Source organism: Alteromonas sp. W364 (assembly GCF_031846205.1).
Lineage (GTDB): Bacteria > Pseudomonadota > Gammaproteobacteria > Enterobacterales > Alteromonadaceae > Glaciecola > Glaciecola blandensis.
The window spans coordinates 167,733-192,197 of sequence record NZ_JAVRID010000006.1; the positions used below are offsets into that span (position 1 = coordinate 167,733).

At 41.6% G+C, this 24,465-nt stretch carries 23 protein-coding genes and 1 tRNA gene; 10 read left to right on the forward strand and 14 right to left on the reverse strand.

Features of this window, described 5'->3' with window-relative positions; translation table 11 throughout:
* From RM556_RS11430 to RM556_RS11460, 7 genes are all read right to left on the reverse strand, one after another.
* Positions 1–555 (reverse strand): DUF1566 domain-containing protein, encoded by a 555-nt coding sequence (locus RM556_RS11430; protein ID WP_311374631.1) that lies wholly within the window; start codon positions 553–555, stop codon positions 1–3.
* Positions 552–2,297, reverse strand: a complete 1,746-nt coding sequence (locus tag RM556_RS11435; RefSeq protein WP_311374632.1) for a DUF1566 domain-containing protein — start codon at positions 2,295–2,297, stop codon at positions 552–554. The genes RM556_RS11430 and RM556_RS11435 overlap by 4 nt, the downstream gene beginning before the upstream one ends.
* A gap of 86 nt (positions 2,298–2,383) precedes the next feature.
* Complete coding sequence (locus RM556_RS11440; RefSeq protein WP_311362811.1) at positions 2,384–2,878, reverse strand: hypothetical protein; 495 nt, start codon at positions 2,876–2,878, stop codon at positions 2,384–2,386.
* Positions 2,879–2,880: 2 nt separating this feature from the next.
* The gene (locus RM556_RS11445) at positions 2,881–3,873 is read right to left on the reverse strand and encodes a response regulator (protein WP_311374633.1); all 993 of its coding nucleotides are present in this window, start codon (positions 3,871–3,873) and stop codon (positions 2,881–2,883) included.
* A 116-nt stretch (positions 3,874–3,989) separates the two neighbouring features.
* Complete coding sequence (locus tag RM556_RS11450; protein ID WP_311362813.1) at positions 3,990–4,721, reverse strand: LrgB family protein; 732 nt, start codon at positions 4,719–4,721, stop codon at positions 3,990–3,992.
* Complete coding sequence (locus tag RM556_RS11455) at positions 4,714–5,109, reverse strand: CidA/LrgA family protein (RefSeq protein ID WP_311374634.1); 396 nt, start codon at positions 5,107–5,109, stop codon at positions 4,714–4,716. The genes RM556_RS11450 and RM556_RS11455 overlap by 8 nt, the downstream gene beginning before the upstream one ends.
* Before the next feature lie 12 nt (positions 5,110–5,121).
* Positions 5,122–5,451 carry a hypothetical protein gene (locus RM556_RS11460; RefSeq protein ID WP_311362815.1) on the reverse strand — a complete coding sequence of 110 codons (330 nt, stop codon included), beginning with the start codon at positions 5,449–5,451 and terminating at the stop codon, positions 5,122–5,124.
* Positions 5,452–5,645: 194 nt separating this feature from the next.
* Between RM556_RS11460 and RM556_RS11465 the strand changes: the two genes are divergently transcribed.
* Positions 5,646–5,722 (forward strand) — tRNA-Ile (locus RM556_RS11465).
* 34 nt (positions 5,723–5,756) lie between these two features.
* On the opposite strand, the gene RM556_RS11470 is transcribed toward RM556_RS11465, so the two are convergent.
* Together RM556_RS11470 and RM556_RS11475 are read right to left on the reverse strand one after the other, a co-directional pair.
* On the reverse strand, positions 5,757–7,367 hold the full coding sequence (locus tag RM556_RS11470) for a PH domain-containing protein (protein ID WP_311374635.1): 1,611 nt from the start codon (positions 7,365–7,367) through the stop codon (positions 5,757–5,759).
* Positions 7,360–7,899, reverse strand: a complete 540-nt coding sequence (locus RM556_RS11475) for a PH domain-containing protein (protein WP_311374636.1) — start codon at positions 7,897–7,899, stop codon at positions 7,360–7,362. The genes RM556_RS11470 and RM556_RS11475 overlap by 8 nt, the downstream gene beginning before the upstream one ends.
* A gap of 247 nt (positions 7,900–8,146) precedes the next feature.
* Here RM556_RS11475 and RM556_RS11480 point away from each other — a divergent pair, with 247 nt between their 5' ends.
* On the forward strand, positions 8,147–10,216 hold the full coding sequence (locus RM556_RS11480) for an EAL domain-containing protein (RefSeq protein WP_311362818.1): 2,070 nt from the start codon (positions 8,147–8,149) through the stop codon (positions 10,214–10,216).
* 1 nt (position 10,217) lies between these two features.
* On the opposite strand, the gene RM556_RS11485 is transcribed toward RM556_RS11480, so the two are convergent.
* The 5 genes from RM556_RS11485 to RM556_RS11505 are packed head-to-tail and all read right to left on the reverse strand — an operon-like array spanning position 10,218 to position 15,518.
* Positions 10,218–10,649, reverse strand: a complete 432-nt coding sequence (locus tag RM556_RS11485) for a hypothetical protein (protein ID WP_311362819.1) — start codon at positions 10,647–10,649, stop codon at positions 10,218–10,220.
* Positions 10,649–11,854, reverse strand: a complete 1,206-nt coding sequence (locus RM556_RS11490) for a hypothetical protein (protein WP_311362820.1) — start codon at positions 11,852–11,854, stop codon at positions 10,649–10,651. The genes RM556_RS11485 and RM556_RS11490 overlap by 1 nt, the downstream gene beginning before the upstream one ends.
* Positions 11,854–13,005 (reverse strand): response regulator, encoded by a 1,152-nt coding sequence (locus RM556_RS11495; protein WP_311362821.1) that lies wholly within the window; start codon positions 13,003–13,005, stop codon positions 11,854–11,856. Before RM556_RS11495 ends, RM556_RS11490 begins: the two co-directional genes overlap by 1 nt.
* A 3-nt stretch (positions 13,006–13,008) precedes the next feature.
* A complete protein-coding gene (locus RM556_RS11500; protein ID WP_311374637.1) occupies positions 13,009–14,955 on the reverse strand; it encodes a response regulator in 1,947 nt (648 codons plus the stop codon).
* Positions 14,955–15,518: a heme NO-binding domain-containing protein gene (locus RM556_RS11505; protein WP_311374638.1), complete on the reverse strand. Its 564-nt coding sequence runs from the start codon at positions 15,516–15,518 to the stop codon at positions 14,955–14,957. The genes RM556_RS11500 and RM556_RS11505 overlap by 1 nt, the downstream gene beginning before the upstream one ends.
* A gap of 236 nt (positions 15,519–15,754) precedes the next feature.
* On the opposite strand from RM556_RS11505, the gene RM556_RS11510 reads away from it, so the two are divergent.
* The 8 genes from RM556_RS11510 (at position 15,755) to RM556_RS11545 (ending at position 24,340) form a co-directional block, all read left to right on the forward strand.
* Complete coding sequence (locus RM556_RS11510) at positions 15,755–16,453, forward strand: hypothetical protein (RefSeq protein ID WP_311374639.1); 699 nt, start codon at positions 15,755–15,757, stop codon at positions 16,451–16,453.
* A 7-nt stretch (positions 16,454–16,460) separates the two neighbouring features.
* Complete coding sequence (locus tag RM556_RS11515) at positions 16,461–18,776, forward strand: EAL domain-containing protein (protein WP_311374640.1); 2,316 nt, start codon at positions 16,461–16,463, stop codon at positions 18,774–18,776.
* A 61-nt stretch (positions 18,777–18,837) separates the two neighbouring features.
* The gene (locus RM556_RS11520; RefSeq protein ID WP_311374641.1) at positions 18,838–19,680 is read left to right on the forward strand and encodes a DUF3034 family protein; all 843 of its coding nucleotides are present in this window, start codon (positions 18,838–18,840) and stop codon (positions 19,678–19,680) included.
* A complete protein-coding gene (locus RM556_RS11525) occupies positions 19,680–20,141 on the forward strand; it encodes a group 1 truncated hemoglobin (protein ID WP_311374642.1) in 462 nt (153 codons plus the stop codon). Before RM556_RS11520 ends, RM556_RS11525 begins: the two co-directional genes overlap by 1 nt.
* A gap of 75 nt (positions 20,142–20,216) precedes the next feature.
* Positions 20,217–20,882: a sulfotransferase family 2 domain-containing protein gene (locus RM556_RS11530; protein ID WP_311362828.1), complete on the forward strand. Its 666-nt coding sequence runs from the start codon at positions 20,217–20,219 to the stop codon at positions 20,880–20,882.
* Between the two features lie 38 nt (positions 20,883–20,920).
* Positions 20,921–22,546, forward strand: coding sequence for an MBOAT family O-acyltransferase (locus RM556_RS11535; RefSeq protein ID WP_311374643.1), 1,626 nt, complete (start codon positions 20,921–20,923; stop codon positions 22,544–22,546).
* Positions 22,547–22,580: 34 nt separating this feature from the next.
* Complete coding sequence (locus RM556_RS11540; protein ID WP_311374644.1) at positions 22,581–23,570, forward strand: SGNH/GDSL hydrolase family protein; 990 nt, start codon at positions 22,581–22,583, stop codon at positions 23,568–23,570.
* Positions 23,567–24,340 (forward strand): sulfotransferase family 2 domain-containing protein, encoded by a 774-nt coding sequence (locus RM556_RS11545; protein WP_311374645.1) that lies wholly within the window; start codon positions 23,567–23,569, stop codon positions 24,338–24,340. Before RM556_RS11540 ends, RM556_RS11545 begins: the two co-directional genes overlap by 4 nt.
* Positions 24,341–24,465: the final 125 nt, after the last annotated feature.

Genomic DNA, 24,465 nt, shown 5'->3' on the forward strand with positions numbered 1-24,465 from the left:
TTATTCAGTTTCTATTTCTAGCGCTGTTGGCGTTCGAACTAAGCGAACAAACACTGCGCGATTTTTTTCTTTGATTGAATTACTACTGTTGAAAAACGCCACAACCCATGCCCTTTCCGGATCGGTCATTGAGGGCGTTGAGGTCCAAAAATCATCAGGTCGAGTGTTTGGAAATAGCTCTTCGTTTATCGAAGGCCGTGTGCACGAGCGTTCAGTAATTGAGCTGAGCTCTTTGATGTTTGGCAAACGCCAATTGCTTGAGCCATTAAATTCATAACTCACACTATTATCCAAAGCTTCTTTCCACGTATACGGATTGGCTTCTCCTAAGCAGGTCTCGCCGTCCCAAGTTTGACCGAGAGCACAACGCATCCACATTAAATTCGTACTAAGATGCAATACTTGCCCGCTTTCAAAGGCTCTAAACTGTTCCGTCGATGCACTCATAGGAGCTGTAGACAAACAAAATTGTTCTTCCTGTGCTTGCGTGAATGAGCTCAACACCATCAACGAAACTAAACTGGCTATTTTAGACACCCGTGTACTTAAACTCATCGCCCTGCCCTCACTAACTTAATTCGAACTTCACTCGATTTTAGAATGAAATTATCTACGCCAGAGTTAAAATCAATTGCCCATGCACTTTGTGAACCTATTTCACTCACACCATCAACATTCGGTAGTAATGTCCAATACCAAAGTGGGTCAAGACTGATTGAACCCATGTCAGGAAAATATTCACTATCAACCAAAGGACCTTGTGACTGGCCAAAGTGAACGAGAGATAGAAGCTCTGTATGAGATGGCAAACGCCAGTCGAAAAAACCACACAAGCCTTGGGCATTTACTTGGTCTATATATGCTTGTGTATTGCAGGTACCTAAAGTGAGGTTGCAAGACAACGAATTCAAATTTTGGAAACCCGCAAAACCGCCATTATCAGCTTCAATAAACCAAGTAAACAGATTGTCTTGATAATGAAGGTCCGTAGGATCACTATTTTTGTTTTCCCATATCAGGCCGGTAGTATTGTCGCGTACACATCGCCAATTCGTGGTTTCTTGGTCAATTTCATCGCCATTTTGGTTCAGGCGAGTAAAGTCAAAACCAACTTCGCCGCGCCCGGCTTTGTCCAACACACCACTTTGTTCCATTCTATCGCGCCCTAGATGCGCATCTTGGCCAGCAAATTCGCCTTGATATGCGTCGCTCAGCTCAATATTTGTTGCATTGACCGTGACACCTGTATCATTTAATTTCGATTGAACAGGTGGCTTCACACGCATTGTTTGCGTTTCGACTTGCTGATTGCCATAACTATCAGTTACTTGGAACTGATAAATAATCTCTGTTTCCTGGCTGACTAAAGGAGCCACACTGTAGGTGTTAAAGCTGTTAAAATCAGCAATCAAGGGAGCAAGCGATGAATCACTACTCCAAATCACTGAGTATGGAGCAGCCCCTCTTGCAGCGCTTGTTGCGCTTCCCGATAACGCTATGTAGTCGCCAGACGTATGAGTTTGTTGACCTACAATAGTGAGTTCTGGAATGGTTTGCGATTCGCTGAGTAAGAGGATGCTTTTTTCTTGCTGGCCAATAGCACCCTCCTGATCTGTCACGGTCAAAACGATGGTCGCTGTCTCATTAGATGCCAAAATGGGTGTTCGTACAGTTAAGCTAGAAGCTGTCACAATTTTGCCAGTGAGCAGGTCGGGGCCGGCAGTTTGTTGCCACAAATATTCAGTAATTTCTGCGTCATCTGTTTGAGGATCGGCATCAGAACTCTGCGACGCGTCAAAAACTACATCACTATTAATGGGAAAAGTGTCCACTTCATAGATATCGTTTTGCGAAACAACGATGTTAGCAATCGGGGAAATATTTACCGGATTAACGCTTAAAGTAATCGAGTCACTTCCCTGCACACCATTCTCATTGCTGACAGTTAGAGTAAGTATATACTCACTGACTTCGATTGTTACGGGAGTCGTTAGAGTAGCAACTGAGGAAGCGATATCCTCTTGAGTTATCGTCAAACTTGGAGTAGCCGACCAAGTATAAGTAAGCGTTGCTGCAGCATTTCCCGACTCTCTAGCGTCGCCAAGAAGGCTCACAGTGCTCTGTTCATTGGCAACAATATCCGGCCCGGCGTTAACTAGAACCGCGGTGGGTTCGGGTCTATCAGCATCACCTCCACCGCATGCTGAAACCGCAAGAAGGAGGAACGCGACGAGTATTAATAGACGAATGTGAGAAAGACGATTCATTTTTACGAACTGACCATAAAATCCTGCCAATAAAATAACGCTGGCGTAGTTAATTAACTGTTATGGTCTTCATTTAGCAATTATTACACCAAAGTAGATAGGAATAGCGAATTCGTCTATTTGTTCTTATGCGTTGTGCTTTCTTGTTCGCTTTGTTTTACTTGTAAGGCTAATAGCTGTTTCTTGGCTGAAGCCGCATCGGTCATGTCATACACCATCATACAAATATGATCGACACTCCCCGTTGCTGATACTAGGGCCGAGAGAGCAATATTCTGGTACATAAAAGGCTCACTGCCAGTGATTGGCCTAAAATTTCTAAACTTAAATAAATAAGGTCTTTGTTCCCAAGTAACAAACGCACGAGTTCGCAACTCAAATACCGCTTTCGCTTTACGTTCAAACCATGCTTCAGAAATATCTGGAAATAGTGAAAACAAACTTTTGTCTCTAGTGTCGCTAGGCAACAGGCCGCTGTGAGCCTCCATAAAACCGTTCCACACTTTTACTTCGAACTTCCTGTTTAAAACGACAATCCCAACATCCACTGTTTGTAACATATCCATCATCCAGTGGAATTCTAAAATTTCGTCTAATGCGTTGTCTGACATTTTTAGTCCTCCAAAAGGTGAGCAAGTTTTGAATTCAGCATATCCAATGAATCTTCAGTGAATAATAGTAAGAGGTCGCACTGTACGTTATAGCCTTCCAGGCCATAACTGAGTTCAATAGCTAAGGTTTTTCGCCAGTGACTTTTATTGGCTTTGATAAGTTCTTCTACGCTTTGATGCTGGCCTAATACCATTGGATGGCCTTGTCTAAACTGCATGTCTAACTGCTTTGCTAGACCAGATAGACAGGTCCCTATCAAGATACTCGCCACATCCATCAAGATTTCAAGTTGCATTTCATCATCAACGTTTTCGTGTATGTTCATGATTTTCGCGACATCACCAAAGCTAGAATCACTCAAAACACACAGTGCTTCACCACTAATACCGTCGCCTAAGAAGCCTTGACATACGCCAGATGTTTGCTCATGTTGCTCGATATCAGAAAGCATCATATGCAACTCTGACACCTCGATTAAATTGACGTTTGGAATAGGTAATTTCACGAAGACATTCATGATGCGCGCTAAATGATCTCCGGCTTGCCCCATTGCAACATTGGTAACCTCTTGATAGCAGTCGCGCAAATGCTCATCTAAGCCTTCTGGCTCATGGGGCATATCTTCAGCAAGAGCCAGAACGTTGTGTTTTCGAAGCACAGCAGTCAGTTCTTCAGAGTTAACAGGCTTTTGGATAAAGTCGACCGCGCCTAAAGCGAGTACTCTCGCTCTCGCTTCAGGCTGAATATCGCCTGATACCACAATCGTTTTTGTCAGTAGTTGCTGAGCCTGCATGGCTTTTAGTGTTTCGTAACCGTCCATCACTGGCATATTGAGGTCGAGCAGAAGCACTTGGCCTTTGCCTTCGCACAGTGCCTCAATGGCTTCTTCGCCGTGTTTTGCAAAATGCACGTTTACTTCCCAGTCTTGGGGAAGACATTTCGCTACTTGTTTTCGAGCTACTAGTGAGTCGTCACATATTAATACTGAAATCATCGGTCAACCAAAAAAAGAAGTTTAAAGCGGTACTTTATTTTCTTACAAGCATCGGAGCTAGTTAAACATAAGTCTATTGACTGATAACGGCAACATCGCCGCTTTCTTGAGCGCTATTAAGCAAATAGTAAAGGCAAAACAATGGCTGTCGCAATACCATTTATACACAAGCCTAAGGTTGCAAAAGCACCACAGGTTTCGCTAATGCTTAACGCCTTGGTGGTTCCGACAACATGCGCGACTGAGCCCAGCGCAAGACCCATTGCATATTCAGAGCGCGTATTTGTGAGCATGATTAGCCAAGGTGCGAACGTTGCTCCGACAATACCGGTTAAAATAACAAACACAGCTGCTAACTCGGGTAAACCGCCAATTAACGCAGTTGTTTCCATCGCCAGAGGTGTCGTTATCGATTTAACGAGCATCGTCATTTGGAGTGTTTCGCTTGTATCAAGAAGATACATTGTGCCCCAACCTAGTATAGGAGCAATGGTACCCGCAATAATTATTGGCGCCAACACTCTGACACCTAAGCGCTGGATCACAGGGATTTGATTATATAGCGGAACAGCTAAGGCCACGGTTGCAGGGCCTAACAACAAATCCAACAAGCTCAGAGATGAAGTGAATTGTGTTACATCAAAGTCTAGCAGATATAAAGCGCTACAAATAATTACTGTGCACGTGACCAACGGATTCAGTAAGGCATTTTGCTTACTAAATGCATAAAGCCTCCTGGCCAGAATATACACTAATAATGTAATACAAAGTACACCGAGTGTTTGCAACAACGGTTCTGCCCATAGTGCGATAAACAATTGATTGATGTTGTCTAAGCCGCTATTCATCGGGATCAGGTACCTGCTTTAATTTCAACTCAACACGTTTGAGTATTTTCTGGCTAAGAAAAAATGCGCAGACCAAGCTAAGCACGGTGCTACCAACGATTGCTAATAACAATACTACGGCGTGTTGATTAAAAACATCCAAGAATAATAGCACTGAGATCATGGGAGGAAGCAGAAATAAGCCCATGTGTGCGAGCAAGGGCCGCGCAGCAGTGGTAACCGATAGAGGCACTTTTTTTAATACTAATAACAAAAGGAACAAAATGAGAATGCCAATAAGTGCAGGCGGCACTGGCAATGATAAAGCGTGAAAAAGAAAAACTGCGAAGAGATAAATGAACGTAAGAACTAAGAATCCAAAAGCCCCACGAAGCATCGTCGTCGTCATGGGAGTGAGAACTTAAAAAGTACTGTCTTGGTGTACTGTAATAAAGAAATCGGTGCCCGCTTTACTGTAGTCGATTTTATACTCTTTGTTGTTTAATGTTTGAATAAACAACATGGGACGATAATCACCGAAATTGTCACCGGAGGCAATATCTACCTTTGCCATATCCATGCGTTTTGCGTCGAGTTTATTTTGCGGGATCTTGCCCTCATAAACTTCGATTTCGTTATGCATGACAAGCAATACTGGATCACGGCGACCATTGATGATTAACAAATCTAACTTACGTAATTTGTGAATAATGGTATTTCGACCGCTGATTAAGTATGGTGCATCAGCCATTTACCGCTCCTGACAAGTGAAAATAATGTTTACACGCGAAATATACCAAAGGTATGACATATTTGCACGTTTAGTACTAAGCTTAGTGCATTTTACTGGCTTATATGCCAATTATCGGCTTTTTTAAAAAAATATTTACCGCTTTGATGACATACCCGCAAAAAAAATTTATACTGCACGCCGTTTTTCCGGATGGCCCTTTAGCTCAGTTGGTTAGAGCACCCGACTCATAATCGGTAGGTCCCCAGTTCAAGTCTGGGAGGGGCCACCATCTCCATCCTGCTTATATTGTAGCCACTGCGCACTTACATCCAAGACCGCTTATCACTCACAAGCTTATCTAAGGCCCGATTAATCTGTTGCCTAACCACGTCTTCAGGTAGGTACGGGATGGTTTGTGGACCCGATGCCAAGATCATACGCAAGCTCGCCAGTTTGTATGGTTTGATAAAAGCGTTTTGCTTGAATTGAGCTTGTTGGATTTTGTGGATCGGGAAGCAGTAATAATTTACTCCCAAAAATCCTTTGCGAATATAGATGAATTCATCGTCAAAGCTATATCCCCAGCGCCACCAGCGTAGACTCACTATTGCAAAAAACATCGCTAACAAACCCACACTCATTGCCATTCCGGCCAAGCCATTTTTATCTATCAAGCCAAAGGTAATAGCGCCAAGCGGAATAGCAAACAGCATGGTGTTTTTCAAGATGAGACGCTTTGAAATCGGCGCAAAAACTTGCTCGCTCAAACGCTGGCTTGGCATCGCGTCTAACATTAACGCTTTTGATTCTTCTAATGTCACGGACGGCACCAACAAGGTATTCGACATTTGTTGGCCCGGTTTATTGGCATTCGCAGAGCCTGTCTTGTTTTGCTCAAAGTGCAGATTTACTCGCTTTAGCAGCACATCAAGCCAGTCTTGTGCTTGATACATTATCTGAAGGCGACGTAACTTCATACTCACTTCTTGCTTGGTCAACAGACCTGAGCGACGAATATAACGATTATCTATTTTGCTTAGTGTGTACTTGTAGAACATTAAAATAGAGCCAATCACAGACAAGATAACGACTATCAGCATCAATAACATGGCTACTGACAGTACATGTAAGCCAAACTCCCACCATGCTTGTGTTTCCAAGCTGAAGTATGCTTCCGCATCAAAACCAACGGCTGCAAACACTTCCTGAAGAATATCAGCAAGTGAATTATAAAATGGAGCTAAGGCCCCTAGGAAAATCCAAACTCGGTTATTTGAAATGCCATGAATAACGAGGTCTTTCATACTGCGTCGATTAAGCACAACTTCTTGACTAGCGTCGGCTGCCTCAGAGTCACTTTCCCCAAGCTCTTGATTAATAGCCGCGTGCTGCTTAGTATTTTCAACGACGATTTGCCGCAGCGCTTCTGCTTGCTGCATTTTCAAAGCAACAATTTTAGCTTCCTGCTTTGCACTACCTGCGGTATCTAACTCAACACAAGCGTAATTGTTAAAGCGATAATAAAGTGGCTGCTCAAGTTTCACGTTTTGAATGCGTTCAAAAGGTAAGTCAATGTGGGACTTCTTGAAAATACCTTGTTTAATTTCAACTCGACCGGCTTCTAGCCGAAACCGATAGAAAAAGTAATTCAAAAAACCGATGACGGAAAAGAGCAATAAAAAACCACCTGCAGCAAACGCTAAAATTAAAGGGTTTTCCTTTATTTTGGATAAGTTAAACGCCACTGCTGGTAGCAAATAGAATAGAGTATTGGCCATCGCATAGAACGACTTCACCATGAAGTACAATATACTGATGGGCGATAATCGTTGCCAATCTGTGTAGTCACTGACAACCTGTGCTTCGGCCTTCTTATTGATCACGTTGTTCTGTGCATCATTCGAGTGTTCTAGCTCTTCAAGCGACTTATCCATCCTCTCGAACATCCTTGTGATCTAAGATGAATTGCCGAAGTTCTATGGCTTTTTCATGCACCAAACCAGGGATTTCGAAAGTGTGATTGGCCCCACCGGCACTGAAAACTTGTAAGGTTGCCAAGCCCGCTTTTCGTTCAATTGGTCCACGCTCAATTTCGATATGTTGAATGCGCATAATGGGTTGGCTTGTTCGCTTTTGAAAAATCCAACCGGTTTGAAAGTGGATATCGTGCTCACGGATCGCGTATTTCTTTTTCGGATCGGCGAAATAATGATAAATCACAGACCAAATCATGAGAAGAAGTAACACACTGATTGCTATCCACGCATGTTCATTGAAGAAAGTAGGTAAATCAAAAAAAGGCTGGAGCAATACCAGAGCGATAATGGCAGCAAAACCTCCCCAAAAAGCAAAGGAAATTTGGATATTAAGGCGCCGATACTTAGGAGAGAGAGCCTTCATATCCATGCTCTCTACCTCTGTTAAGCCATCCAATTCGACTTGTCTATTACTGGTAATTGTTTCCATTACTTACCCTTTTATCGCGAAGATTCTGATGTTCAATTTGTCTGTTTATAAAATACACGATCATGAAATAGCCCTATTTGTCGTATACTGCCAAATACCTTAATACATATAGTGAGCTTGGAACATGTTTATTTGCAGGAATATGTTTCAAACGTTTACGTGTATTTATACTTGTTACTATTTTTTCATACCCTCAGGCGACAGTAAGTCCTTTCAATAGCCGGGGGCATCTTTATAATTAAGTAATATGATTTTTAAAACAATACGCTCAACCCTCACCGTCTTCAACAGCTTGGCGATAGCAGGCTTGTGTGCTGCCGTTTTGGCTTTTTCAATTTTCACTCATGAAGATCTATACCGAGAAGCTGTAACCGGCGATTTAGATGGCCTATCAAACAATTTGTCAGTCGACCTTTTCGCGGTGCTCGCTGAAGAGGGCGATGACCTCGACACTGTGGCTATTCGCACCTTGTTACTTCGCTTAGGCGAATATGAGAATGTTAAGTTTGCAGTAGTATTTGATCGAGACTTTAATCAGATAGACACCTACCGTGGCCCCACTTTGCAAGTCGAAGGCGAACTCGAGATTGTCGTGGACACAGAGCAGCTAAACCAAATCCCTTTAGGTATGTCGAACAAAAATGGCGAACTCTTCGCATACAAAATTGTTGGCGATGAAGAGCTCCCGTTTGGTTACCTTCTGATTGTGAATGATTTAGAAAAGCCACTGACTGGCAGCAAAATGCATTTATTAACGCGTGTTTTGCCATTGACATTTATTATCATTGGTATCGGTATTGCTCTCTCTTTATGGCTTAACAGTCGCATGTTACTGCCTTTACAAAAGCTTGCTCGCTTAGCGCATCAAATTAAAGAAACCAACGATTATTCCATCGATATCAATGTTGAAGGTAAAAAAGAAGTAGTCGATTTAAGTAATGAAATCGGCAGTATGATGGACACCATCCATGAAGAAGAAATAAAGAACAAACGCTACACACAGCAATTAATGCAGCAACGTAAAGATATGGAGCGCTTGGCCAATTTTGATAGTTTGACCGGCCTACCTAACAGACAGTTTTTTATGGAAACCTTACGTAAGTCTCTGAGCACGGCTGAGCGTGAAGGTGATAATTTAGTATTGATGTATTTCGACCTCGATGGCTTTAAAGGCGTCAACGACACCTACGGTCACGAAGTTGGTGACAAGCTGCTTATCGAAGCAAGCAAACGCACTCAACGATTCTTACGCCACGGTGATTTAATTGCTCGCTTGGGCGGCGATGAATTCCTTATTTTGTTGTACAACGATCCAAATGACTTCGTCGTAACTGATATCTCTGAACGTATCATTAAAGAAATAAGCAAACCATTCGACATCAATGACTGGGAAATACTCATTAGTGCTAGCATTGGTATTGCTAGGGCTAAAGATGCGCAATTCAATCTTAGCGACTTCGTTAGCAACGCCGACGTGGCCATGTACAAGTCAAAAGTAGAAGGGAAAAACACCCATACTATTTTTGTCCCTGAAATGATGGAAGACAATAAGCGTAAGCTGTTGTTAGCTAACAAAATTATACCTGGTTTGAAAGACGGTGAATTTAGCTTGTACTATCAACCAAAAGTCAATCCATATGAAGAAATCGTCGGCTTTGAAGCACTCCTGCGTTGGAATAGTCCTGAATTTGGTTTTGTTTCCCCTGTAGAGTTTATTTCTATTGCGGAACAAAGCGGCAAAATAAACGAAATCACATACTGGGTACTAGAAAGTGTGCTGCGCGATTCTGCTACCTTGATTGAGCATTTTGGTTCTAAACTGAGTATTTCCCTCAATTTATCGGTACATGATTTACGTAATCCAAAGCTCTTTGAAGATATCGTTAGGCTATATAAAGAGTTAGATATAGACGCTAGATGCATCGAATATGAGGTAACAGAGTCTACTTATTTAGAAAACTTCGATATGGCAAACGAGTTCTTTGGCAAAATAAAAGACTTAGGCTCATTCATTGCTCTGGATGACTTTGGCACTGGTTACTCAAGCTTAAGCTACTTAACTCAAATTGAGTTGCATACCCTTAAAATTGACAAGCAATTTGTTGACAACCTTGGGGTATCTAAACGAAGCACTCTGGTAACAAAAACAATCATAGAGATGGCAAAACAGTTGAATCTTAATATTTGTGCTGAGGGTGTTGAAACAAGAGAGCAAACCGATTTCTTGATAGCGAACGGATGTCATCAATTACAAGGTTATTTGTTTGGTAAACCTGCTCCCTTGAAAGCAATCTTAAATACCTTCACTAAGCGATAAACTAGTTCACACTATAAATAACCCTCAAGCCATCCGGCAGTTTATCCGCTTTGCTTTCATCCAAATAAGCCGCTGCGCCCTGATTATTCTGTAGATATTCCAATACCGCTTGTTCAGATTCTAACTCTTGTGGGGGCTTACTCTTTCCGGAAAAGCGCATTTGCGCCCAATAACTTTGAACTCTCGATTCAGTTAATCCTAAAACACTCGCATTGAACTGCATTCTCGACTTGTGTTTTGGTTTTAATGCGACCGCTTTCAAATTATAAGAAACTGCACCGCCCATAAACAAGGCCTTCACCTCTTGTCGCGTCAGTTTAATGACTTCATCAGTGTTCGCTACAACAATGACTTTGGCATTTACAGTTGAGCATATCAATGAACTTGCGATAATCGAGGAGTACAGTAGGGATTTTCGAACGAAGCCCATCATTAAAACACCCACTCTATAGCTAATTGATAGAGTGTTGACTGGCGATCGCCACTGTCGTTTGGGAACTCATCAAAGAAACCTCTTTCTCCATCTTCTGCATTCAGGAAAGATAATTCAGCTTTAACTGCTATGTTTGTGGAATAGTCATACCGGGCGCCAACAGTAAGAGAATCTAATGAATCCACGGGTAGAGAATTGACAACTTGCTGGTAACCAAATGCAAGTGCATCTAGTTGAGGGGCAATACCAATAGGTATTTCATCTGGAAATTCGTTATATTCGGCATCACTCGTTGCATAAGTCGCATGCAATAGTACGTTTGATAAATGGTAACCAACACTCACATACGCTGCGCTGACTTTAGGTACAAAGTGAACTTTAGAATCTATTTGCGTCCACTCTGTTCTGAAGTAGTAATCAAACGTTTCATAGGCAAGCCCAAGCTTGGCGAAAGTTGCCTCCCCATCAATTTCGAGAGCCAATGCGCTATTGTTGAAACCGAGTTGGCGAAGCGAGTCGATAAAAGGTTCGAGCCCAGGGTTTTTCACCGCAACTTCTCCCTGATGATATGCAGCTGAGAAGTCAAAGCCAGACCAAGACGCCTCTACTGCCACACCCGCTATATATTTAACATCAGCTTGTCGACGATCATTGGAAACATAAATATCACCATCAAAAGCACCGTAATAAGCGGTAACAGCGCCTGAAGCCGAGTTATTGATAAAATCGTAGCGACTGCTCAAACCTTCAAAATCTGAGAATACATAATTAGTATAAACTTGGGTCGGTGGGCTTATCCAAGGATAAGCAAACCCCACATCAATAACGTCACTGTAATTGAAAAATGGTATGCGCTGGCGACCCAACTTAAGTGACCAATTACTCGTTGCTTGATAATTCAAATATAACCATTGAATGCCGCTATCTCTTGTATCTGCGCTGTGTCCAATGACTTGACCGACAAACGAAATATCGTCAGTAAAAGTATAGTCTGCTCTAAGTGCAATTAAACTTTGTTGATCTAAACTGAGATTCTTGTCATAGCCGTTGAAACTCAGGTCTTTATCTGAAATAGCGCCACCTACAACCCTACCAAACCCAGAAAACTCTATGTCTTGCGTAGCGTTTGCTGCTGTGCAAATAGACAAACTTGACAGCATTAGAAATACACAGTTCAGTCTTTTAACGTTTATCAATTTATTCACTAATTATCCAGATCAATAGTCAACATGACTAACCTATCTCTCAGCGTAGTGAGGTTATCCTCAACGTGCATACCCTCATCGATATGGGATATGATCTTCGCTGCCTTCGTATTAACCAACTCAGAAATCGTATTTTCCTGAGTCTCAATTAACCCCAATTTAAAAAAACTGTCACCCAATTCGTTTTGCATATCTTCGAGTATATGCATACTTTTCTGTTTATGCGTGGTTTGCATTTGAATAATCATCTCCATAGTGGACTGAATATCCTGAAGTTCTTCTCGGAGAGTAGCTAGCCGAGTATCTGGTAATGGAGACTCCATAATTTCGCCTGACGACGTACCCATTTTTTTATTCAATGCATCGGTATCTTCGATGATCATCATGAGATTGTCGCGCAGTTCACCCCGCTCCATTTCATCATCGGGCATATTCTTGATAATCACAGACACACTTTCAAAATTCACAATGTAGCGACTTCCCTTTTCAAGGAATCGCCCTTGCATGTTTGCTGCTCGATACAATAAATCTTGCTCAAGTGGCGTAATCATCATTTGACTGGAACGATTAATGACCCTCTTTTCCATCCGAAGTTGTACGCATGCATCAATATTTAAGCCATCAAATACGTCAAACAAAGCGCTAACAAGCGCCTCCGGCGTTCTAATTTTTAAACCGCTTCGTAAGAAGCCCAAAACAGTCCCTAGATGTCCAGCGCTCGCAATAACCGACATCACCATATCTGTCGTTGACTTATTCTCGTCTGACAACTCTGCTATACGAGCTCTATCTTCAATGACCACCTTTACTTTTCTGGCAACGAGCGTTGCATCGATAGGCTTGGTCAAATAATCTAAACCACCAACATCGAAGCCTCGCAATATTTCTTCAGTGTGAGTGTTTCCAGAAACGAACATAATTGGAATATGAGGAGCGATTTCGAGTATTTTCTGGCAAGTTTCATAACCGTCCATATCTGGCATGACAACATCTAACAAAACCAGCTCAATATCTTGATCATCCTTAATCATTTGTAACGCTTGAAAGCCACTCGTCGCGGCCACTATTGCATATTTATCTTTCAAGACTTCCATCAAAATGCGTAATTCATTTGGTGAATCGTCAACAAGTAGAATTCTGTTCTTAGCCATTATCTATCCTAGTTGCACCAATGCTGCGGCAATCGCTGCCGACACCATTGGTGTATCAAACTGATTCATTGCATTTTGCGCATTTTTTAGCTCTTCTAGCACACCCTCTGAAAGCTCACAATCCAATAAATCTTTCAAAATATCCTCTGCAGCGAACAAGTCTTTATTTACCAAGTTTTGTAAATCTTTTAGCTGTTGCAATACATAGCCTTGCGACTCTTGCCGCAGCGTTGACTTTTGGTTTTCGTTGCTAGGGTTATCGACCGTTTGCATCGATTTATTAAGATTATCGACCATCATTTGTAAGCTTGAAAAAGCAGATTCATCTGGCCAATTCTGCTGCTTTGCTAATAGTGTTTCATAATCGCCCGCTAGCGATGACAATTCGGCAATTCCTAAATTTGCAGCGCCTCCCTTCACTTTATGCAGCAAAATAATCGCGTTAGTTTGATCGTTATCTGCGAGATACCGCTTCAAGGTATTCCCTAGATTTGTGTTTTCAGTCAAAAAGCGTGCGATTAATGAATATAACAAAGGCCAATCTCCGTTCACTCTTTCCAAAGCGCTGGCTATATCGATACCAGGGATACGTAAACTGTTGTCTATTGCTATTTCGTCTGACTCTTGTATGTCATTGCTCACACTTAAATATTGTAAAACGACTGCCTGCAGACTGTCCCGCTCAATTGGTTTAGAAATATGGTGCTGCATGCCAGCGTCATAACACTCCTGCATATGCTCTTTACTATTGTGGGCTGTCATTGCCACGATAGGTATGTTGGCAAACTTTTCTTTAGAAGCTCGAATGCGTTTTGTCGCCTCGATTCCTCCCATATTCGGCATTTGAAGGTCCATTAACACGAGTTGGTAATCCTTGGTCTCAAGCATTTGTAATGCACAAAGGCCATCGTCTGCCAAATCAACATGACAATCCCACTTCGAAAGCATCTTCATCGCTACCATTTGGTTAACAGGGTTATCCTCAACAAGCAGTATATTACTCTCGGCAAGCGGGTTTTCTCCCGCGTCTATTAAAGGAAGTATATCGCTGTTCTCTTCGCCTTGAGCAAATGAGATATCTACATGGAAGGTTGTTCCTTCGCCTAGTTCGCTTTCAACTAGGATTTGCCCCTTGAACATCTCAACGAGATTCTTAGTAATATTCATTCCTAGGCCTGTGCCGCCAAAGTCTCTAGTAATACTATTGTCCGCCTGTTCAAACGCGGCAAAAACACTATCAATATGTTCCTGACCAATACCAATACCTGAATCGGCTACCGTCAAGCGATAAACGCCTTTTGAATTAAAGGGAGTGAAGGATAAAAACACACCGCCGTTGTCGGTGAATTTAATAGCATTTGAGAGCAAGTTACTGATTATTTGTGTAAAGCGCAGCGGGTCGGTCACCAATGCTTTGGGCACGCCTATATCAATATCGTATCGGAATTCGATGCCTTTTTTCTTGGCATCCAATGCAAAAGGTGCACACACAGAGTGAAAATACGGTTCAATTTGAACTGAGCTTAATTCTAGCTCTAACTTCTTGGCCTCTATTTTTGAGAAATCTAATATGTCATTAATCACGCCAAGTAAGTGCTTACCTGACGACAAGGCAACACGAACCAGCTCTTGCTGTTCTTGACTTAATTTTTCGTCGGACAATAGGGTAAGAACACCTAAAACCCCGTTCATTGGGGTCCTAAGTTCGTGACTCATGTTAGCGATAAAATCAGATTTGACCTGCAAGGCTGTTAACGCTTCGTCCCTCGCTTTTTGCATCTGCGAAGTACGTTTAGCCACCAGCTTTTCTAAACTGTTACTTAATTTTTCAAGCTCTCTGTTTTTTTCAAACAGTTCTCGACTTTTTAACTCAAGTAAATGCTCCGCTTCCTGCCTTGCTTTTTGTTCCCGAGCATGGCGCCTTTCTAGACGCGCCAATTCAGTAGGCACTATACTTCGGTCGCTTCGATCGGCGTAATATAAAAAATGCAGTGGTGTACTTCGCCTTCAACCCAATCTTTACGCTTGAGCTCGAATTTTTCATTGTAATAACTGGAGGTCGATTGTATGAGCCCCTCAGCCAAGTCAGCGAATCCCCGAGTAGAACTGTAGTGAAGTTCGAAAGGTTCGTTTGGAGTGGATGGTTCAGTATAGCTAAAACCGGGCAGCTCAGCATCAGGGTATAACTTACGCACTTCCACATGTATGTGCTTATCGATTTGTTTCAAAAAGGCGAGAGTGTTACCCGCCTCCTCAAAAAAACTAGAGAATTTTTCAGAGAATGTGCGACCGAGATGCTCGCCAAAAGTATAGATGAGTTTTGCAACCGGGACGTCGGTCCGGTTGTGAAGCTCAACCACCATGTCAACCAACTCTTTGTGGTCATAAGTGCCTACACTGGTGTAAGCGCCACCTGAAGCTGGATCCGTTGCGTCGAGCAAATCGTCTAGCATGTCTTCGCCAAAGAGGCTCTCGACCATAGTGGAAAACTCAGTAAAAACAATACCTTTCATGAAATCGCCTTATAAATAATTAGTAGAACGATCCCTGTTGAGCAGCACTCAATGAGTTCCTTACTTCCTAAACAGCATAATACACAAACAAACATCGCAAAAGTAGTTTACTCAGAATTTAAAAATTAGGTAGCAATATAAGTATGACTTTTCACACCTGATTATTGTGACTTAAACGGTATCAACATGGTTATTTGGTATTCTATGTATCCTAATGACTACCAGTAGAGGTTAGATTGCAGACCAGACGACGTTATTCCCATTCTTTTTTCTTTGCGGCTGTCGCGACTTTTTCACTTTTACTAGGCTCTTCAGTATCGCTCGCAAATGAATACGACATCATGGTGGTGGATCAGGCGGGTAAATCAGTACCAAATGCAGTAGTGACATTCCCAGATTTCAAAGCGAAAAAGGATGAGCGAACAGCCGTAATGGACCAGGTAGACCAACAATTTAAACCTGAAGTACTGGCTATCCAAAAGACTCAGAGCGTAGATTTTCCAAATAGTGACAATATTCGACACCACGTATATAGCTTTTCAAGACCAAATCATTTCGAAATAAAACTATTCAGCGGCAGCGAATCTAAGGCTGTCACTTTCGAACATAATGGCGTAGCTGTTCTTGGCTGTAATATTCATGACAATATGATTGGCTTTATTTACATAAGTGATGGGGAAACTCTTGGCGTAACCGATAACAATGGAAAGGTAAGTATCGAATTGCCTAAAGAAGCTGAAACAAGCGAGCAACTGATGCTAAAAGTCTGGCATTCGAAGCTTTCACCATTGAGTAATGAGCATATTGAAGCCAAGGTGAACGGAAAAGAAATGAAACACACCGTGACATTACCGATGACTATTGAAGACAAACCTGAAAATTCAGAGTCGATGCCTCCCGAGTCATCTGGCTTTAAGAAAAAATTCGGTAAATAGAGACACAATGCAAAAGACGCTGAACCAACGTATTAATCGCCTAATCATTCGTATCCTAGTGATAACGATGGTGACTTTGTTGATTTTCATCTGGAAATCGACCAGCGATCAAGCGTCTGCACAATTAAAAAATGACTTAGAAGTCGCGAGAAATGTACTATCCCAAGTGCTCGATACCAGACAGAAACAACTCGCTAACTCTGCCACAGTATTAACAGATGACTTTGGCTTTAAAGGAACTGTTGCTAGTCGAGACAAGCTCACCATTGATAGTGCCCTATCAAACCATGGACAACGCATTAACGCTGATCTAATGGCTCTCTTTTCCTTACGCGGCGATACGATCACTAGCGTCCCAGAAAAGTTCATCCCAGGCGCGAATTTTATCTACCCTAAGCTGATTGAAGAAGCCGTGAACCAAGGCAACTCTGATTCTATTTTGTCGCTTGACGGTGAACTTTATCAAGTTCTGTTTTCAAGTGTAAAAGCACCGCGGCCTATGGCTGTAGCCATGATGGGTTTCAAAATAGATAAGAGCATTGCTGAACAGCTGAAACGTATTACGCAACTAGAGACGAGTATTGTGGTCACACCTGGCGATGCACAAAGTTACCGTGTGAGTACTATCGATAGCGATGCCAACATGATGAATATCCAGATTGAAAATATGGATGCATTGGCCTGGTTTACCTTATCTTTTAATTCCAAGAATAAGCTCATCTCCACATCCTTTACTTTACTCGAAAAAGACGGACTCAAAGTAGAGATCATGTTGTCTAATCAGGTTGAGAGCTTACTGGCAGATTTTATATCCTTACAGATTAGTATTGGATTGATTGCCCTAGCAGCGATGCTTATCGCGATTATGTTTGGCGCAATGCTCTCTAAAAAGCTGGTAAAGCCGATTGAAGCGCTCACCGTGCATGCAAAAAAAATTGCTGATGGTGAATACGATGAAGGGGTGAACGCTGATGGACATTCATCTGAACTTACCACCCTTTCTGCAGCATTTGAAACAATGCAAAGTAATATCAAAGACAGAGAGCGAAAGGTCATTTATCAGGCACAACATGATGTGCTTACCACGCTTTATAACCGAAACCATGTTGAGAAGTTACTCAGTGAAAAGTTTGAACGACAAGAGTGCTTCCAAGCTATCGGCATTAACATATTTGGATTTAGAGGCGTCAACGATACCTTCGGTTATCACAATGGCGATCTATGCCTGACTGAACTTGCTCGCAGAGTCGATTCTCTTGGCGGCCTCTCTGCGCGTTTAACCGGCGGTGAGCTGTTGTGGGTACCCGAAAAAGAGTTGTCCAAAGATGAGTTAGTACAAATCAAAGGTAAGCTGGACGGCGAAGTTGCCGCTCAAGGTGTTAGTATTCCCATGACAGTCGCAATGGGTGTTATTAATTGTCCCTCGGACACTCATTCGCCTAGCGATCTATTTAGAAAAATGAATATTGTCATCGACGAAGCACAAATAACGCGCCAGTTTATTCTTGAGTTTAGCGACGAGTTAGAAGAAAAGTATACACGTCGCCTTTCAATTATTACCGAGCTGAAGAAGGAACTGCGTGAGAATAACGGCGAACTTGCATTGTTCTATCAGCCAAAGTTAAACCTTATCCAAAATAAAGTCCTATCGGTTGAAGCTCTGATTCGATGGAATAACAAAGAGTTAGGTTTTGTATCACCCGAAGACTTTATTGCTGTTGCGGAACATGCGGGTTTCATTGGTGAAGTGACAACATGGGTATACCAACAGGCTATCAGAGATATTATCAGCTTTAGAGATCACGATATTGATGTCATGGTTGCCATAAATATTTCAGCGCAAGATGTGATGAACCCAGAACTATTGTCGATGGTAATGGCGCTGCTAAGGGTAAATGAGCTACCTCCTAGTGTTCTTTCTTTCGAGATGACCGAAGGCCATTTGGTGAAAGATCTTGGTAAAGCGGTGCAACAACTTGCGATAATGCGCGAGGCTGGATTCAAAATTGCTATTGATGACTTTGGAACCGGCTACTCTTCATTGTCTTACTTAAGCAAGCTTCCCGCTGACATACTAAAAATTGATAAGAGCTTTGTCCTCAAACTTGACCAACAAGAGTCGGATCGCAAAATTGTTCGAACCGTTGCCAAACTCGCACACGATTTCAATATGGAGATTGTTGCAGAAGGTGTAGAAAACCAAGAGTCGCTCGAGATTCTGCGCAATTATGGTTGTGAGTACGCTCAAGGCTATCACATCTGTCGTCCTATCGATGCTGCGAAGTATATTGAGTGGCACAAAACATTTTCATTGCCTAACTAACCTTGTTCCTTGGTAATCACTAGGCCAATTACATATAACTTACTCAAGATGACCCACTTTTATGATGAAGATAAAACTAACGAAATACATTTTATTACTTTTTAGCCTGCTGAGTTTTCACAGTATAGCAAGTGACGGCAAATTGATTGGTACAGCCGGCCTTAGTCAAGTTGAGGGCGCCGGTGGTGGCGGCCTTGTTCCTTGGGCGATTCTATCGGGCTATGACAGCCAAGATGAAATATCCGTTTCAGCAGCTTTATCTCAAGCAGATTTAAAGGATTATCGGCTGAATGTTCAAGCAATTAGTGCTTCATTTTATGACCAAGTAGAACTGAGCATAGCTCAACAGCGCTTCGATTTGTTGAGCTTAGGCGGTGAAATTAAGATGAATATCTTTGGTGCAAAATACAAAGTTTTTGGCGACGCCGTTTATTCCCCTATGGGACAAATTAGTGTCGGCTTGCAACACAAAGCACTTGAAGACAAGGCCGTGGCAAATTTACTCGGCGCGGAAGGAACTTCTGGAACTGATTTTTACGTCGCAATGAGCAAGATACACTTAGGTGCTATTGCCGGTTACAACGCCGTATGGAATGTGACAGCAAGAGCAACAAAAGCAAATGAAATGGGATTGCTAGGTTTTGGTAGTAACAATCAGAACAGCTACGAACTCATGTTAGAAGCCTCTGCTGGCGTTTTATTTTCTCGCCACTTTGCAGTAGGTGTGGAGTATCGACAAAAACCAGATAACTTAGGGCTAGGTGAAGATGATTGGTTTGATTTCTTTGCCACTTATATTCCAAGTAAATCCGTGTCTTTCACCGCTGCATGGACAGAATTAGGCACTATTGCAGGAGCTGAAGGGCAAAGCGGACTCTATTTATCTATTAATGGGCACTTCTAATGACAAATAAAACTGACTTTTCAATCAATAAAAAGCTAAAAACATTGAGTCTGATTGCCATCATTTTCACGAGCCTTAGTCTTGCCTCATGCGCCAACCAACAAAGTACAACGTTATACGAACAGTTAGGCGGAATGGAAAAACTTGAACTCATTGCAAATAACTTTGTGAACGAAATTGCATTTAATGAAGAAATATATAGGTACTTCGAAGAAACAAATATCGAACGTTTTACTGAAAAGCTCGTAGAGCAGCTTTGCGTTATGAGTAATGGCCCGTGCACATACACTGGCGACTCGATGGCGCAAGTTCATGCTGGCATGCAAATCACCGAAAACCACTTTAATCTCACTGTCGATTTATTTGTCGCGGCTATGGATAAGGCTGAAGTGCCTCACCGTTTGCAGAATCAACTGTTGAAAGAGATGGCGAAGACTCGTGATGAAATGCTCTACAAATAAAAAGCAGATTAACGATAGACTCTATGTGTAATATAATGGTGGTATCAAAGGAATTAGCGACTATCAGGGAATAGCGTGATATCTCACCAATACCAATGCATTTTTGTACACATTCCAAAGTGTGCAGGCACTAGCGTAGAAAGTGCACTAGGCCACTTTGATGGTCATCAAGGGCGCAGTGGACAGGATCATCGTAGTATTCGAATGATACAGAAACCATTACCCGTAACCAAAGTATTGCGCTCTCGAGAGAACATTAAAGATCTAGTTAGACGTTTTCGAGAGTACACTCGCCCACATGCAAACCCTAACAACGCCATACAAGTCACACACATCCAATACGAACAATACTTTAAGTTTACGATTGTACGAGACCCGGTGAGCCGCGCTTTTTCTTGGTATAAAAACGCCATGCGCGATCCTATACATCAAAAAAACTATCAAATCCCCAGTGATATTGACTTTGACAATTTCATCCGACGGTTTGCTGGACAAGGTTTTTTGCGTCCGCAAACGTATTGGTTGCAAGAATATTCTGGCCTTATCAACATGGATCTGATTATTAAGTTTGAATCCTTAGAAGATGGATTTAACACTTTGCGGAAACAGCTCGGTGTAGAAGATTTACAGTTTCCTCACAAACTGGAGAGTGCGCCTAGCAGAGACCACCAAATCGATGAAAATACGATAACATTTATTAAAGATTTTTATGCGAGTGACTATGAAGCGTTTGGGTATTGAAAGATGAATAAAAGCATAGAGCAAGCGCGAGACCCAGCATGATATTCACGTCAATAGAGTTTGCTGCTTTTTTTATCGTTGTTTTTATTACGTATTGGACTGTCCAACGCAAAATTAAAGTCAGAAATGCAGTAATACTGGCAGCCAGCTTTTTCTTCTATGGATATTGGGATCCTAGGTTTCTGTTCTTAATTGCTCTATCAATAAGTATCGATTTTTACTGTGGAATGCTTATCGATAAAGGAAAAAGCGAGAAGAATGCTGGACTGCAAAGCCTGACTTTCCTCGCGCTTAGCGCCTTACTATTCTTAGTTTTCCCACAGCTAGATTTTGCACTTAAGATAATTCGAGAGCACATGTTCTTGAGTTTGAGCTCAGTCTTGTTGGCGCTGTTTGGTGTGCCACTCCTGTTTAGGTACTTTGCTAACTTTGAGTTTAGTAAACGTCGCAAAGCTTTCTTAATTTTTAGTATATTTTCTAACTTAACAATCCTCGGATTCTTTAAGTATTTTAATTTTTTTGCAGACTCATTTGCACAATTAAGCGAATCGCTTTTTGATATTACTCCAACAGCACTCACTTTAGACATCATTCTTCCGGTAGGCATTTCCTTTTACACTTTTCAAACTATTAGTTATTCCGTCGATATTTACCGAAAAGAGCTGACACATACAAACAACATCATAGACTTCGGTGCATTCGTTTCATTCTTTCCACAGCTTGTGGCAGGACCAATAGAAAGAGGTAAAAACTTACTCCCTCAATTCCAAACGGTTAAGCAATTCCCAAGAGGAGAGCAATTGAGTAATGCACTTTGGCTGATCACTTGGGGAATTTTCAAAAAAGTAGTTGTTGCCGATAATATGGCGAAGATTGTAGATAGTACTTTTCATCCATTTGATATTGGCAATGCAGGAGCTGGCGCAACTGATGGCTTAACCCTCCTCGTAGGTGTGTATGCCTTTTCCATCCAAATTTACTGTGACTTTTCTGGTTATACCGATATAGCGAGAGGGATAGCAAAGCTATTTGGCTTTGAGCTCATGGTCAATTTTAAGCTTCCATATTTTGCGACAGATCCTTCATCATTTTGGAGAAGGTGGCATATTAGTCTGTCTTCCTGGTTACGAGACTACTTATATATTCCATTGGGAGGCAATAGAGGTGGATCTTTCTTTGTTTACCGAAATTTAAGTATCACAATGCTATTAGGTGGCTTATGGCACGGTGCATCTTGGAACTTTATAATATGGGGAGCCTACCATGGTTTCCTGCTCAGCTTTTACAAAGCATGTAAACTAGAGAGCCCAGAACGAGTTAAAATCTCAGGAAAGGTAATCTTGAAAGTATTTATTTTCTTTCACTTGACCTGTTTAGGATGGTTAATATTTAGAGCTCAGAATGTTGAGACAATCTCACATTTTATGTATTACATTGTCACATCGCCTACTTACTCTGCAATCACGATAGAAAACTTATCCACTGTTCTTTTTTATTCTTGGTTTTTAGTCGCTTTTCAATGTTGGCAAGCATTGTCAAAAAGCCTGACACCGGTCAGTAAATCGCATTGGTTTGTATCCTTAAATATCTGGCTCTTTGTGTTAATGAGTATTTTGGTATTAGCCTCGAACAAACCTTCGGAGTTTATTTACTTTGCGTTTTAAACTGTTGATTAAAATAATTTTTGTTTGTACTTGGATGGCCGTTTTTTTCGAGGGCTATATACGCCTATTTAAAGTCCAACCAATAAACCCTAGAAATATTACCAAAGGTGAATATGGAATTCGCGTAAACAAAGCCTTAGCGAACTATACGCACAAGACATATGATTACACAGTAAACTTCAAGACTAACGCTAAAGGCTTAAGAGCTGATGATGAAATACCGTATAAAAAATCTGACAACACATTTCGACTTCTGCTTTTAGGTGACTCATTTGGTATGGGATATGGTGCTACTTTAGAAGAATCATTCATACACCAAGCAGCTACTATTGTCTCTAAAAATATTAGTAAAAAAGTTGAAGTCATTAATCTTTCTGTATCAGGTTATAGCACCGCAGAACAACTCATCGCGTTACAGCAGGAAGGCATTAAGTATTCGCCAGATCTGATTGTGTCTACATGGCACCATACCGATCTAGATGAAAATAAGTGGAGTCAACTCTTTCACTTAGAGAATGCCGGTTTGAGCCGTAAGGCAATTAGCTATTTACCTGGAGTTAGGCAACGCGAAATACTCGAACATATCCCGTTTTACACTTTTCTTTCTGAAAATAGTCAAGCATATAGTTTTATTAGGGAAAGATCAGCACTAATGATTAAGTCGTTGCTGCGAAACAAAAACAATACATCAAAGCATTCTGGAGCAGGGCCTGAAAAGGCTAAGCTAGCCTTTGCACTCTACAAGGAGCTCGAGAAGACAGCAGGGCTAAGTGATGTTCCACTTATTGTACTGAACATACCTAAGAAACTTGAAAAACGGGCTTACGAGAATACGATGCCACTAACAATCAAAGAAAACTTCGTTGTTGTTGATCCTACTGGAACTTTTGAACAAAATAGTGAAAAACTGCTTTACTGGGAGCGTTCACAAGGTCACTTTACGCCAGTTGGGAATGCCTTGGTTGGACAATTGCTAGCACGTCGGCTTATCGACGTTATACAAAACGAGAATACGCCAAAATGAAAAAAAACTGGCAGTTTAAAAGAGCAGTCAATATCGCTTTTTATAAGTTACGGAAACTTCCGCGCCTTGCCCGTCTTTTTGTCCGGCTTACATATTTGCTGCGCTACTGTCTTCGAGCAGGAGTGGCGCCGACTGCAGATAACATAGGAACGGTCATCATATGTGATGAACTGAAAGCAATTCACGCAGGAAACCCTAAAGTGGCTTCAAGCAGTGTAAGGAGCTTTTTTCGTACACTCCCTTTTAGCTATCAATTAGAAACCAAACTCTCATATGCTGAAGTATTACAAATCAATGCAAAGCTTTCAGACTATTATCAATTCGCATTTGTGAGAGATCCTTGGAGCAGAGTTTATTCTTGTTGGAATGATAAAATAAGCAACAATGGGAAGTTTGCCGACATTTTCATAATAACTCGCTATCGAGGTTTATACCCAGACATGCCGTTTGCTGAGTTTGTCCATTGGCTAGCTAGTGAGGAAGGCGCAGACCAATTTTCTGATAGGCATTGGATTTCGCAATATCGAATACTTAACAACAATGAAGGCGGACTTCGTTTTGACTCTTTAGGCTATATGTCTTCGTTGACAGAAGACTTTGCAAAGATTCAAAGTGAACTTGGTGTAGAAAGTTTCTCACTGCCGCATTCTAATCAGCAGCAAGACGAAAACTCATTTTTAAACGCATACACAGATAAATTACTAGCGATAGTAAGTGAAAGATATCAAAGGGATATCACAATATTTGGTTTCAAAGTGCCGCAACTTTAGCTTGTGTGTCAGCTTTTTTAACACCTTTTCTAAACTCATTGGACCAACAGTATTTTAACCATAATATTCAACAACTTAAATAAATGGCGCAATTATTGCTTTGTATTGAGACTAACTCGTAACTG

What these genes read in the sequence shown, in the direction of transcription:
- RM556_RS11480 (WP_311362818.1), top strand. Translation starts at nt 8,147, where the DNA reads ATGATTTTTAAAACAATACGCTCAACCCTCACCGTCTTCAACAGCTTG.
- RM556_RS11485 (WP_311362819.1), bottom strand. Translation starts at nt 10,649, where the DNA reads ATGATGGGCTTCGTTCGAAAATCCCTACTGTACTCCTCGATTATCGCA.
- RM556_RS11505 (WP_311374638.1), bottom strand. Translation starts at nt 15,518, where the DNA reads ATGAAAGGTATTGTTTTTACTGAGTTTTCCACTATGGTCGAGAGCCTC.
- RM556_RS11525 (WP_311374642.1), top strand. Translation starts at nt 19,680, where the DNA reads ATGACAAATAAAACTGACTTTTCAATCAATAAAAAGCTAAAAACATTG.
- RM556_RS11455 (WP_311374634.1), bottom strand. Translation starts at nt 5,109, where the DNA reads ATGACGACGACGATGCTTCGTGGGGCTTTTGGATTCTTAGTTCTTACG.
- RM556_RS11440 (WP_311362811.1), bottom strand. Translation starts at nt 2,878, where the DNA reads ATGTCAGACAACGCATTAGACGAAATTTTAGAATTCCACTGGATGATG.
- RM556_RS11460 (WP_311362815.1), bottom strand. Translation starts at nt 5,451, where the DNA reads ATGGCTGATGCACCATACTTAATCAGCGGTCGAAATACCATTATTCAC.
- RM556_RS11545 (WP_311374645.1), top strand. Translation starts at nt 23,567, where the DNA reads ATGAAAAAAAACTGGCAGTTTAAAAGAGCAGTCAATATCGCTTTTTAT.
- RM556_RS11430 (WP_311374631.1), bottom strand. Translation starts at nt 555, where the DNA reads ATGAGTTTAAGTACACGGGTGTCTAAAATAGCCAGTTTAGTTTCGTTG.
- RM556_RS11535 (WP_311374643.1), top strand. Translation starts at nt 20,921, where the DNA reads ATGATATTCACGTCAATAGAGTTTGCTGCTTTTTTTATCGTTGTTTTT.
- RM556_RS11515 (WP_311374640.1), top strand. Translation starts at nt 16,461, where the DNA reads ATGCAAAAGACGCTGAACCAACGTATTAATCGCCTAATCATTCGTATC.
- RM556_RS11445 (WP_311374633.1), bottom strand. Translation starts at nt 3,873, where the DNA reads ATGATTTCAGTATTAATATGTGACGACTCACTAGTAGCTCGAAAACAA.
- RM556_RS11450 (WP_311362813.1), bottom strand. Translation starts at nt 4,721, where the DNA reads ATGAATAGCGGCTTAGACAACATCAATCAATTGTTTATCGCACTATGG.
- RM556_RS11495 (WP_311362821.1), bottom strand. Translation starts at nt 13,005, where the DNA reads ATGGCTAAGAACAGAATTCTACTTGTTGACGATTCACCAAATGAATTA.
- RM556_RS11520 (WP_311374641.1), top strand. Translation starts at nt 18,838, where the DNA reads ATGATGAAGATAAAACTAACGAAATACATTTTATTACTTTTTAGCCTG.
- RM556_RS11475 (WP_311374636.1), bottom strand. Translation starts at nt 7,899, where the DNA reads ATGGAAACAATTACCAGTAATAGACAAGTCGAATTGGATGGCTTAACA.
- RM556_RS11470 (WP_311374635.1), bottom strand. Translation starts at nt 7,367, where the DNA reads ATGGATAAGTCGCTTGAAGAGCTAGAACACTCGAATGATGCACAGAAC.
- RM556_RS11540 (WP_311374644.1), top strand. Translation starts at nt 22,581, where the DNA reads ATGGCCGTTTTTTTCGAGGGCTATATACGCCTATTTAAAGTCCAACCA.